Below are 12,955 nucleotides of genomic sequence, written 5' to 3' on the forward strand. Positions count from 1 at the left end.
TATTTTTTTGAGAAGACCTTATCATAGCAATTTCATGTTGAAATATGCTTATGATAAGGTCTTTTTGAATAGGGGAAGGATATTAATACGAGGATGTTTTGATCACTTAAATAATGGAGAAACTGTAGCGGAAATTGTGAGTACTTTTCGTTCACGATACGTTCAAAATGTATGAAGAAATAATATGAAATATTGCATTTTATATCATTTTATCCAGATAATATGTTAATTTCGTGAATGGAATATATAAATAGGGGGTAATGATATGAACAAGAAATTAAAGATTAATAAAGTGATGCTTAGTATTAGTACAATGGCGCTATCGTTAGGAGCAATTCAAACGAATGTATTAGCAGAAGAAAAGGTCCCATATAATGTATTGCATTCGAAACCAGTTGGAATTGAAAAACCAGTAGATGAGATCGGACACGCTTCTAAAGCTGAGGAAACATTATCATTTCAAGAACGTTTAAAAGTAGGAGACTTTTCACAGCGACCAGCATCTATTATGAAGAGTTCAAAAGTAAAGCAGGTTAAAGAAAGTTATTCAATGGCGGATTTAAACAAAATGAGTCATCAAGAATTGATTGAAACGTTAGGAAGTATTAAGTGGAATCAAATTACAGACTTGTTCCAGTTTAATGAAGACGCGAAAACTTTTTATCAGGACAAAGGAAAAATGCAAGTAATTATAGACGAATTAGCTCATAGAGGTAGTACATTTACGAAAGATGATTCAAAAGGAATTCAAACGTTTACTGAAGTGTTACGTTCAGCTTTTTATCTTGCATTTTATAATAATGAATTAAGCGCCTTGAATGAAAGAAGCTTTCAGGACAAATGTTTACCTGCTTTAAAAGCAATCGCAAAAAATCCAAACTTTAAGCTTGGAACAAATGAGCAAGATACAGTAGTATCTGCATACGGTAAATTAATTAGTAATGCATCAAGTGATGTTGAAACGGTGCAATACGCATCGAATATTTTAAAACAATATAATGATAATTTTAATGCATATGTAGACGATCGTATGAAAGGACAAGCTGTGTACGATATGATGCAAGGCATTGACTATGATATACAGTCTTACTTAATTGAGGCTCGTAAAGAAGCGAATGAAACGATGTGGTATGGAAAAGTAGATGGGTTTATTAATGAAATAAATCGTATTGCTCTTCTAAATGAAGTAACGCCAGAAAATAAATGGCTCGTTAATAATGGAATTTATTTTGCTAGCCGTTTAGGGAAGTTTCATAGTAATCCAAATAAAGGATTAGAGGTTGCTACACAAGCGATGCATATGCATCCACGTTTAAGTGAACCGTATTTTGTTGCGGTAGAACAAATTACAACAAACTATAATGGGAAAGATTATAGCGGGAATACGGTAGATTTAGAGAAGATACGTAAAGAAGGAAAAGAGCAATACTTACCAAAAACGTATACATTTGATGATGGATCTATTGTATTCAAAACGGGAGATAAAGTATCCGAAGAGAAAATTAAGAGATTATATTGGGCAGCAAAGGAAGTAAAGGCTCAATATCATCGTGTAATTGGAAATGATAAAGCTTTAGAACAAGGCAATGCAGACGATGTATTAACGATAGTAATTTATAATACTCCGGATGAATATCAGTTAAATAGACAACTGTACGGATATGAGACGAATAACGGTGGAATTTATATTGAAGAGACAGGTACATTCTTTACATATGAGCGTACGCCAGAGCAAAGTATTTATAGTTTAGAAGAGTTATTCCGTCATGAGTTTACTCATTATCTTCAAGGAAGATATGAAGTACCAGGTTTATTTGGAAGAGGAGATATGTATCAAAATGAAAGATTAACTTGGTTCCAAGAAGGGAATGCAGAATTTTTCGCAGGATCTACTCGTACGAATAACGTTGTACCGAGAAAGAGCATAATTAGTGGGTTATCATCTGATCCTGCAAGCCGTTATACGGCAGAGCGTACACTATTTGCTAAATATGGTTCTTGGGATTTTTATAATTACTCGTTTGCATTGCAGTCGTACTTATATACTCATCAATTTGAAACGTTTGATAAAATTCAAGATTTAATTCGTGCGAATGACGTGAAAAATTATGATACATATCGTGAAACTTTAAGTAAAGATCCGAAGTTAAATAAAGAGTACCAAGCTTATATGCAGCAGTTAATTGATAATCAAGATAAGTATAATGTACCAGAGGTAGCAGATGATTATTTAACTGAACATGCACCAAAATCGTTAACAGAAGTGAAGAAAGAAATTAGTGAGAAGTTGTCTATGAAAGATACAAAAATGACAAAATATGAGTCTCAATTCTTTAATACATTTACATTAGAAGGTACGTTTACAGGTAGTGTAACAAAAGGTGAATCAGAAGACTGGAACGCAATGAGTAAAAGAGTAAATGAAGCTTTAGAACAATTGCCGCAAAAAGAATGGAGCGGCTACAAAACGGTTACAGCATATTTCGTCAATTATCGTGTGAATAGTTCCAATCAATTTGAATATGATGTAGTCTTTCATGGTATCGCAAAAGATGACGGAGAAAATAAAGCTCCGACAGTTAATATAAACGGTCCTTATAATGGGCTTGTAAAAGAAGGAATTCAATTCAAAAGTGATGGATCAAACGACGAAGATGGAAAAATCGTTTCTTATTCATGGGAGTTTGGAGACGGAAGAACAAGTACAGAAGTTAATCCAGTACATGCATATGAAAGAGAAGGAACTTATAAAGTAGCGTTAAGAGTAAAAGATGATAAAGGAAAAGAGAGTAGAAGCGAAACAAATGTTACGATTAAAGATGGAAGTTTAACAGAATCTGAACCAAATAATCGTCCAGAGGAAGCAAATCGCATCGGGCTAAACACTACTATAAAAGGTAGCCTTATCAGCGGGGATCACACCGATGTTTATACATTTAATGTAGCATCAGCGAAAGATATCGATATTTCTGTTTTAAATGAGCATGGAATCGGGATGACATGGGTACTTCACCATGAATCAGATATGCAAAATTATGCAGCTTACGGTCAAGCTAATGGAAATCATATAGAAGCAAAATTTAATGCAAAACCAGGTAAGTACTACTTGTATGTATATAAATATGATAATGGCGATGGAACATACGCATTATCAGTAAAATAAATGCTTTTCCAATGTATGTTTAACTTTACTTTTTGTGGAAAATAATATATTATATAGATATATAATATATCGGTTATTTACTAGGAGGAGCCTGTCACAATAGGTTTCTCCTGTTCTTTTTTAGGGGCCTGTCTTACAGGTTTTTCTTTAAAAATAAATAACTGAAAATTAAGAACAATAATCTTTGAAAGAGGTGATTCATACAAATAAAAAGAGGGTTGTTTAAGAAAGGGGGATAAGGAATGATCTTGTTTGGTTATCCACTTGAAACAATTTATTTATACGGATTTACAATTGCAACTATACTTACTGTTATTTATATCTTTTTTGGAGATATTTTTGAATCAATATTTAGTTTTGGAGGCGGATCTGTATCCGTTGTAACGTTGCTACTTAGTTTTTTCGCCATGTTATGTGGACTTAGTTATATAGGAGAATATTTATATTCCTATAATAGTCTCGTTATTTTCGGGGCCTCATTTGCTATATCTTTTATCGGTGTTTTCATAATGAAAATACTAATTTTAAAACCAATTGCAGAGGCTGAACAAAATACTGTACAACGTATGGATGAATTCATTGGTTGCAAGGGAGAAGTCATTACGACAATTCCTACAGAAGGATTTGGTGAAGTATTAATCTCCTCTAAATTTGGAAGTAATGCAATCCCAGCTAAAACAATTGGAAAGAAAGATATTTCACAAGGAACGGAAGTTATTATCGAGGGAGTTCAAGATGGTGTTTTGCTTGTACAAAACATCGCTTATTCTTTAAAAAAACCAAAATTATAAGGGGGAATTTACATGACGATTCCATTAATTATCGGTGGAGTTTTACTCGCAATTTTACTTCTACTCATTTTAGTATTCATTACGAAGTATCGTACAGTTGGTCCAGATGAAGCATTAATTGTAACAGGGAACTGGCTTGGTAGTGGAAAGAATGTTGTTACCACTGATGATGGAAAGAAGATTAAGATTATCCGCGGTGGTGGTACTTTCGTTGTGCCAATTATGCAACGAGCAGAACTTCTTAGCTTATTAAACTACAAATTAGAAGTTGGAACACGTGATACGTATACGAAACAAGGTGTACCGATTACAGTAAACGGTGTTTCTATTATTAAAGTAGGATCGACAATTGAAGAAGTTTCTACAGCAGCTGAACAATATTTAGGAAAAGAAACGGAAGAGTTAAAAGTAGAAGCAAAAGAAGTTTTAGAAGGGCATCTACGTGCTATTTTATCTTCTATGACAGTAGAAGATGCTTATAGTAATAGAGAGCAATTCGCACAAAAGGTGCATGAAGTAGCTTCGACTGATTTGAAGAAGATGGGACTTCGTATCGTTTCCTTTACAATTAAAGAAATAATGGATAAAAACGGTTACTTAGATGCACTTGGTCAGCCGCAAATTGCAATGGTTAAGCGTGATGCAACAGTTGCAAATGCAGAGCGTGAAAAAGAGGCGAGAATTGAAAAAGCTCGTGCTGAGAAAGAAGCAAAAGAAGCAGAATATCAACGTGATGCACAAATCGCTGAAGCTGAAAAACATAAAGAATTAAAAGTACAATCTTATAAGAGAGACCAAGAACAAGCTCGCGCAGATGCAGATCTTTCCTATGAATTACAACAAGCGAAAGCACAACAAGGTGTTACAGAAGAGCAAATGCGAGTTAAAATCATTGAGCGTGAAAAGCAAATTGAGTTAGAAGAAAAAGAGATTGCGCGTCGTGAAAAGCAATACGATGCAGAAGTAAAGAAAAAGGCAGATGCAGATCGCTATGCTGTTGAACAATCAGCTGAAGCGGAAAAAGTAAAACAAATGAAAAAAGCAGATGCGGATCAATATAAAATTGAAGCAGAAGCAAGAGCACGTGCAGAAGAAGTTCGTGTAGAAGGTTTAGCAAAAGCAGAAATTGAAAAAGCACAAGGTCAGGCAAAGGCAGAAGTACAAAAGGCACAAGGTACAGCGGAAGCAGATGTTATTAGGTTAAAAGGTTTAGCAGAAGCAGAAGCGAAACAAAAAATTGCAGAAGCATTTGAATTATATGGGCAAGCCGCGATTATGGATATGGTTCTTAAAATGCTTCCAAGCTATGCGAAAGAAATTGCAAGCCCGCTTAGCAACATTGATAAAATTACAGTTGTCGATACAGGCGGCGGTGGAAAGAATAGCGGCGCCGGAAAAGTTGCAGGGTATGCGACTGATTTAATGGCAACAATGCAAGAAACGCTAAAAGCTTCTTCTGGTATTGATTTAAAAGAATTACTAGAAGGATTTGCTGGAAAAGGCGCAGTACAGCAACTATCAAACGATAAACCTGTCGTATCTGTAGTAGAAGGTGAGAAAAAAGAAGTAGAGAAAGATAAGGAATAGTAAGGTGAAAAGCCCCTCTAGTAAATAGATATTAGAGGGGCTTTTGTGTGTTTATAGGACTCTCTGCTAACACTAAGGCAGAGTAGTGAATAATGATATAAAAGTAAAGAAATAAATGTGGTATGATTAAGTTGAAAAATCTGTATATTCTTTGAATTCTATCTTCAGTAATGTTAGGGGAATGATTTTGAAATTGAAGAAATTGAAACTACAACCGAGAATTACATTAACTATTAGTACACTTATTCTTGTTGTACTGCTGTTAACGAGTTATTTATTTTACTATATATTATCTGAAACAGTAGAAGAGCAAATTGGAAAAAGGGCGTTGCATGTTGCGAAAACAGTTGCTGCTATACCGGAAATCGGGGAAGCTTTTCAAAAAGAAAATCCAGCTTCTATTATTCAGCCAATTGCAGAAAAAATTCGAATCGAAACAGATGCGGACTTTATTGTAGTTGGAAATAAAGATGGTATTCGTTATGCACATCCTAAGCGAGAGAAAATAGGAGAAGCTATGGTGGGCGGAGATAATAAAGGGGTCCTATTAGAAGGGAAATCTTACGTTTCGAAAGCAACAGGATCATTAGGGCCTTCATTACGCGGAAAAGTCCCAATTCGTAATCAGGATAATGAAATTATTGGTGTAGTATCTGTTGGTTTTTCAATGGATGATATTCATGGAGCGATAGACGTGTATGGAAAGCGTGTGTTTTGGATTACAATAACAGGTCTGTTAATTGGGATAATTGGCTCTGTATATTTAGCAAAAAGTATTAAGCGGATGATGTTTGGAATGGAGCCAGAAGAAATTTCATCTTTATATGAGGAGCATAGTACAGTTATTCAATCTGTACGTGAAGGGATTGTAGTAATCGATAAAAATGGAATGGTTAGTTTAGTAAATCAAGCGGCATACGATATCCTTTCTTTAGATAAACAACAAAATATAATGGGAGAATTTATTTTAGATGTTATTCCTAATTCATCGATACTGGATGTACTTCAAACCGGAGAAGAACAATTTGATCGCCAATTAAATATAAAGGGGCAGGATGTTATTGCCAATCGTCTACCTATTAAAGTTAATCATAAAGTAACTGGTGTAGTATCCAGCTTACGCCTGAAATCTGAAATGGATCAATTAACAGCAGAATTGTCTCAAACGCGGCAATATACAGAGGCATTGCGGGCACAAACGCATGAATATAATAATTTATTGTATACGCTTTCAGGTCTTATCCAATTAGAGTCGTATGAAGATGCTTTAGAGCTTATTCATAAGGAAACGGCAGTATATCAAGAATTCGTTCAATTTATTATGAAACGAATTCAAAATCCGTGGTTAGGCGGGATTTTAATTGGATTTTATAATAGGGCGCGAGAGTTGAAGATTGATTTTATGTTAGATCGGGAAAGTAGTTTAGAAAAGTTAAGTCCGCATATTGAGAGTAATTACGTTGTTTCTATTTTAGGGAATTTGATCACGAATGCATTTGAAGCAATTGAAAGAAATCACGAGCATGATAAGAAAGTAAGAATGTTTGTAACAGACATTGGAGAAGAAATATTAATTGAAGTGGAAGATTCAGGACAAGGTGTTCATGATGAAATAATTACAAGCATATTCTATAAAGGTTTTTCGACGAAAGCGGGCGAAAAACGTGGATATGGGTTAGCAAAAGTGAAAGAGTTAGTGGAAGATTTAAATGGAAGTATTGCGATTGAAAAAGGGGATTTAGGTGGTGCTTTATTTATCATTGCATTACCGAAAGAGAGAGGCGAATTGTAATGAATGAGGGGATTGAAGTATTGATTGTAGAAGATGATATTCGGATTGCGGAAATTCATCGTCGTTTTACTGAAAAAATTGAGGGGTTTAAAGTAATTGGAACAGCAACGACTGGGGAACAGGCGAAGGAATGGTTAGAGTTTGTAAAGCCGCAACTCGTTTTATTAGATGTATATTTACCTGACATGCAAGGGACTGAACTCGTCACATATATTAGGCATAATTTGCATGATACAGATATTATTATGATTACAGCCGCATCAGAGACGGATGTAGTGCGGCATGCTTTACGAGGCGGAGTAACAGATTATATCGTAAAGCCACTTACGTTTGATCGGTTTAAAACAAGTTTAGAAAGTTATCAAAAGAAGATTACGAAGTTAAAGAAAAATGCTCAATTATCTTCAGAACAGATTGAACATCTATGGTCCCAAAGAGGGGTGCAGGCAAATCAAATAGAATATGCACCAAAAGGAATCGATCCTTTAACGTTAGCAAAAATAAAAAAGCATATGTTAACTGTTAATGAGGAGGGAATTACTGCAGAGATGCTAAGTTCAATGGTAGGTGTAAGCCGATCAACTTCGAGGCGCTATTTAGAGTATTTGATCTCTGGAAAGAAAGTGCATGCGGAGCTTATATATGGAAGTGTGGGGAGGCCAGAAAGAAGGTATTTCCGCGTTTCTTCATAGGGGACTTCCGCAACAATAAAAACAGTAGAGGATTACATTTCCTCTACTGTTTTTTCTAGTTTCATCTTATATTGGAATAATTCCAATTGCAATTCCAGTAATCAACATAACCATTGTCGTTCCAACAGCCCAAAGTAAAGTAAATCGTTGGTGTTCACCAAAATCAACCTTTGCCATACCGACTAATAAATAAGTGGAAGCAACGAGGGGACTCAGTAAGTGAACAGGTTGACCGAGTAACGAAGCACGTCCCATTTCTGCTGCACTAATTCCGTAAGCTGCAGCAGCTTTCGTTAAAATAGGTAATACACCGAAGTAAAAAGCATCATTAGACATGAAAAATGTGAACGGCATACTTAGTAAAGCTGTAATAATTGGAAGCTGGGGGCCAAGTGCATCTGGTATAAGAGTAACAACACTTTGAGCCATCGCATCTACCATTTTTGTTCCAGATAGAATACCTGTGAAAATTCCAGCAGCAAAGACGAGAGAAACAACCGCTAATACGTTTCCAGCGTGAGACGCAATACGCTCTTTTTGTTGTTCTAAGTTAGGGTAGTTAATCATAACAGCAATAGCAAAAGCGACTGTAAATAAAACAGGTAACGGCATAACTTCTAGTATGAGACAGACGAGGAGGGAAGCAGTTAATAAAAAGTTAATCCATAGCAGTTTCGGGCGTTTATGTATTTCAGCTTCAACTGTCGCAGCTTGCTCATCCATTGTTTGCATGTGTTTTAAGTATTGTACATCCATAATTCCTAAACGTTTTCTTTCTTTTTTTCCAAGATAGTAGGCAACGAAAACTACCCAAATTGCACCAGCAATCATTCCTGGTATAAGTGGTGTGAAGAGTTCTGATGCATCAAGTCCAAGAGCACTCATAACCCGAGCTGTTGGTCCACCCCAAGGTGTAAGATTTGTCACACCTGCTCCTAACATAACAACCCCAGCTAATATAAGTGGATTCATCCCAAGACGTTTATATAGTGGATACATTGCGGAAACTGTAATCATATATGTTGTTGTTCCGTCCCCATCTAATGAAACGATAATAGTAAGGATAGCCGTACCAACAACAATTTTTAAAGGATCACCTTTTACAAATTTCAAAATTTTACTAATGACAGGATCAAATAAACCACTATCAATCATAATCCCAAAATATAAAATGGCGAACATAAGCATAATACCAGTAGGTGCTAACTTTTTAATACCGTCTAACATCATAGGACCCATATTTGCATAAAATCCACCAATTAATGCGAAAATAATTGGAATTAATATTAATGCTACTAATGCTGACATACGTTTAGTCATAATCAAAAACATAAAGACAAATACCATTGCAAATCCAAGTAATGCTACCATGTAATTTCCCCCTCAGAAAATGATTGCGCTTTCAAAATAAAATAAAAATTCAGATAAAAGGTTTTTTATTTATAATAAAAGGTTCAATTCGAATGGTAAATAATTAAGAAAATAACATCATTAGAAGCATAATCTTTATTTTGATCATTTTGTTCACGAGGTAATTTTGAATTTTTAAAAAGATAAATACCTGTATACAAGAATGGTAGAATAAGGTGAAAAAGAGAAGCGCGTGAAGTAGGGAGTAGATTTTGAATGGAAACAAGAATAGAAGAGATTTATAGTTCATGTACAGGAATAGTAGAAGAGATTTGTATTAATGAATCCTCTTACGTATATGAATGGGAGAAATTAATGATGATCCGAAAAAATGACGGTGAGATTGAAAAAATCGCAGTAGGGATCAGTGGAAATATAAGATTAGTAAATGTAGAAGTTGGACAGAAAATTGATGCGGACACATTATTAGTTAAGTTAGAAGATGATTTATTAATTACTGGTTGTGAATGATGAGAGATGTGTAGAAGTAACTGCACATCTCTTTTTTGTTCCATATATTACAAAAATAACATTGTTTTTTCACAAATTTCACACAGTTTTTTGATATTCTTCTAGTTGAATATAAATATAACGAATAGATATTTTAGAATAATGTATTCTCGTTGAGGGGGATTATATTGTTTTTTAGGGAGGAAATAAAGATGAGAGTAAAGTATGTTGTGCTTGCTATATGTTTATGTTTCTTATTTACGATAGTGGGATGTGGGAAAAAGGAAACAACAGCTGTGGCAATTGATGAGAAACATGATAAGTGTGATATTTGTCAAATAGGGGTAATGGATAATCAATTCGCAACAGAAATTATTTTAGATAATGGAAAAGCCTTAAAGTTTGATGATATTGGCTGTATGTATAAATGGATGGATAACAATAAAAATGAGAAGACGAAAGAAAAGTTTGTACGAGACTATAATACGAAAGATTGGGTTCCATTACAGGACGCAACTTATGTATATGATAAAACAATAACAACACCTATGGCTTATAACGTGATCTCGTTTAAAGATAAAAAAGATGCGGAAAGTTTTGTATCTAAATATAAGGGGAAGGTCCTTTCCGACAAAGAATTATCAGAGCATAAGTGGGAAATGAATAAAGAGATGATGGGGAAACCGAAAAATGGGAATAGCGGAGGACATTCTCATTAATACGAAAAAGTAGCTAGAGTAAGGACAACCACCCCAAGGTTGTCTTTTTCTATTGTTAGTGAGATGCAAATAGAAAGATAAAAGGTGTAAAATGGTTAGAAGAACAGTTACAATATAAAATAGTGACATCTTTAGGGGAATTAAGGGTAACAAAGATGTACAAGTATCGCTGAAACATGCTAAACTAATTGCTCCATAATATTAATGATGGAGCTGGGTGGCATATCATTCCAAACATGAATTATATGTTGAGAAAACATGAGCATAAGTATACTATGACAATTGAAGAAGGAATATAAGGTACTTATGGATAAATCTATTGAAGAAGAGTTATTGCATGTGATGGAGGAATGGTTAAGAAAACATTATCTTTCATAGGAGCTGTAGTTGTGAGAAAACAAAAAATTTTATTATGTACATTATTAGGACTTTTAATGATGGTAGTGGCTTGTGATAAGCAAGAAGAACCTGAATCGAAACCGGTTCACGTGAAAAACGAAAAAAAGCAAGAAAAGCATAAAGAAAAGGAAAAAGATAAAGAAGAGACTGGTATAAATTTAATGGATAAGCAATTATTGCTTTCTGCGACCCTAGGTGATACAGAAACGACTATGAAATTAATAAAGGACGGGGCAAATATAAACGTAGAGGGCGATAATGGAGAAACACCTATCTTGGCAGCGGTGTATCAAAATCATATAGAGACAGTTAAAGCGTTAATTGATGCAGGAGCCGATATTGAAATCCAAGATGAAAAACAAAGCAATCCATTTCTTTATGCTAGCAGAGAGGGCTATACAGACATCGTAAAACTACTAATTAATGCAGGTGCTAATACGAAAGAAACTACTAGGTCGGGTGGAACAGCATTAATTTCTGCATCAGAGCGTGGTCATGTAGAGGTCGTAAAAGAATTATTAGAACATACGGATATTGATGTGAATTATAAAAATAATCGTGGTGGGACAGCATTATTAGAAACGATTGTGTTAGGAAATGGTAGTGACAGCCATAAAAGGGTAATTCAAATGCTTATTGAGCATGGAGCGGATGTAAATATGGCTAACAATGAAGGGACTACGCCATTGCAACATGCTGAAAAAAGAGGCTTTAAAGATATTGCAACTATGTTGAGACAAGCTGGGGCGAATGAAGTAGTGCAGCCACAACAACCAATGGAGTAAAAAGAAGAAGAAATAAAGGGTACGAATTAATCCCATTTAGATAGACAGAATGAAGAAGTCATTTAGTATGATGGATTCAGTAATGTGTATTTAAATGGGGTTTTTGTTTTGAACATGAAAAATAGAGTATGGATAGTATATGGAGACTACACATAGTAACTAAGGAGGATATAAATGAGGCTTTCAGAACTTGAGTTAATAGCAATTCAGGCAGAGGTTTTATTTGTTCATAATCAAGTAGGAAAAATGATATGTGTAAATGAACAGGGAAATCCGAAAGCACCGCGTTTTTTTCTTGGCAGAACTCGTGAAGGGAATATAAAGAGATATCATTATAATCTGGATAGTGAAATGATAAGTAAGATTGAGAAATTAATTTTAGAATGTTCAAATCATATAGAGATAGCAAAGATTATTAAAGTATTAAATGATGAGAGAACGGTGGAGAATATTTGGATGGGTTCTGCTTACATGTTTCCAAATAATTCAAATAAGCCGACTAGGGCGATACAAATAACAGAGAAAAATAAAGAGCTTTTGCGAGAAAATTTCCCTAATCTAATAGAACAGATGGAATGGAGGCAACCTTATTTTGCAATTGTTGAAAATGAACAAGTAGTTTCTATATGTTGTAGTGCAAGAAGCAGCCCAGAGGCTTCTGAAGCGAGTGTAGAAACGTTAGCTGAGTTTCAAGGGAATGGATATGGTTCGGATGTTGTTACAGCCTGGGCGATGTCGGTAAAAGAAGAAAAACGTATTCCACTGTATAGTACTTCTTGGGAGAATTTTGCCTCGCAAGCAGTGGCGAGAAAACTAAAATTGATTAAATACGGAATGAATTTACATATCACTTAAATTTTAAACACAGTTGTTTGCTGTTGGAGTTTATTCGAATATCTAGATTACTGTAAAGAAAGCCGCATCCTTGTTCAGGATGCGGCTTTCTTTACAGGGAGATAAGGGATCAAAGAAATGATGAAGTCTTATCTCTTTTATATGAGTAAAGGGTCTAGAATGAATTTTGTCCTTGTCATTATTTGTTTAACTCCATTGCAACCTGTTTCCCATTTACGAAAACCTCTGCCACCGCTACTAAAACTTCCATCACTTTTTTCATATCTTATCTCTCCTTGTTTTTTGTTTTATTTCTTACTTTTAGTATAAGGA

10 protein-coding genes are annotated in these 12,955 nt (G+C 34.8%); 9 read left to right on the forward strand and 1 reads right to left on the reverse strand.

The genetic code is table 11. The annotated features are described in order from the left end of the window. The first annotated feature begins 265 nt into the window (after positions 1 to 265). From colA to NSQ47_RS23475, 5 genes are all read left to right on the forward strand, one after another. Positions 266 to 3,163 carry a collagenase ColA gene (gene colA / locus NSQ47_RS23455; protein ID WP_341038073.1) on the forward strand — a complete coding sequence of 966 codons (2,898 nt, stop codon included), beginning with the start codon at positions 266 to 268 and terminating at the stop codon, positions 3,161 to 3,163. 242 nt (positions 3,164 to 3,405) lie between these two features. Next, positions 3,406 to 3,954 (forward strand): NfeD family protein, encoded by a 549-nt coding sequence (locus NSQ47_RS23460; RefSeq protein WP_002159362.1) that lies wholly within the window; start codon positions 3,406 to 3,408, stop codon positions 3,952 to 3,954. Between the two features lie 12 nt (positions 3,955 to 3,966). Further along, positions 3,967 to 5,541, forward strand: coding sequence for a flotillin family protein (locus NSQ47_RS23465; protein ID WP_002159361.1), 1,575 nt, complete (start codon positions 3,967 to 3,969; stop codon positions 5,539 to 5,541). Positions 5,542 to 5,722: 181 nt separating this feature from the next. Further along, complete coding sequence (locus NSQ47_RS23470; RefSeq protein WP_341038075.1) at positions 5,723 to 7,333, forward strand: sensor histidine kinase; 1,611 nt, start codon at positions 5,723 to 5,725, stop codon at positions 7,331 to 7,333. Beyond that, positions 7,333 to 8,025, forward strand: a complete 693-nt coding sequence (locus NSQ47_RS23475) for a response regulator (protein WP_002113922.1) — start codon at positions 7,333 to 7,335, stop codon at positions 8,023 to 8,025. Before NSQ47_RS23470 ends, NSQ47_RS23475 begins: the two co-directional genes overlap by 1 nt. Positions 8,026 to 8,091: 66 nt before the next feature. Here NSQ47_RS23475 and NSQ47_RS23480 read toward each other — a convergent pair whose 3' ends face one another. Then, positions 8,092 to 9,396 (reverse strand): CitMHS family transporter, encoded by a 1,305-nt coding sequence (locus NSQ47_RS23480; RefSeq protein ID WP_002113923.1) that lies wholly within the window; start codon positions 9,394 to 9,396, stop codon positions 8,092 to 8,094. A gap of 255 nt (positions 9,397 to 9,651) precedes the next feature. Between NSQ47_RS23480 and NSQ47_RS23485 the strand changes: the two genes are divergently transcribed. The 4 genes from NSQ47_RS23485 to NSQ47_RS23500 all read left to right on the forward strand — a co-directional run bounded on the left by NSQ47_RS23485 (position 9,652) and on the right by NSQ47_RS23500 (position 12,643). Beyond that, positions 9,652 to 9,906 carry a hypothetical protein gene (locus tag NSQ47_RS23485; RefSeq protein ID WP_341038076.1) on the forward strand — a complete coding sequence of 85 codons (255 nt, stop codon included), beginning with the start codon at positions 9,652 to 9,654 and terminating at the stop codon, positions 9,904 to 9,906. 191 nt (positions 9,907 to 10,097) lie between these two features. Continuing rightward, positions 10,098 to 10,604, forward strand: coding sequence for a nitrous oxide reductase accessory protein NosL (locus tag NSQ47_RS23490; protein ID WP_341038078.1), 507 nt, complete (start codon positions 10,098 to 10,100; stop codon positions 10,602 to 10,604). 350 nt (positions 10,605 to 10,954) lie between these two features. Continuing rightward, positions 10,955 to 11,788 (forward strand): ankyrin repeat domain-containing protein, encoded by an 834-nt coding sequence (locus NSQ47_RS23495; protein WP_341038080.1) that lies wholly within the window; start codon positions 10,955 to 10,957, stop codon positions 11,786 to 11,788. Positions 11,789 to 11,962: 174 nt separating this feature from the next. After that, positions 11,963 to 12,643 (forward strand): GNAT family N-acetyltransferase, encoded by a 681-nt coding sequence (locus NSQ47_RS23500; protein ID WP_341038081.1) that lies wholly within the window; start codon positions 11,963 to 11,965, stop codon positions 12,641 to 12,643. Positions 12,644 to 12,955 lie beyond the last annotated feature (312 nt).

Origin of the sequence: Bacillus sp. FSL R10-2780 (assembly GCF_038006125.1) — a bacterium.
Lineage (GTDB): Bacteria > Bacillota > Bacilli > Bacillales > Bacillaceae_G > Bacillus_A > Bacillus_A cereus_U.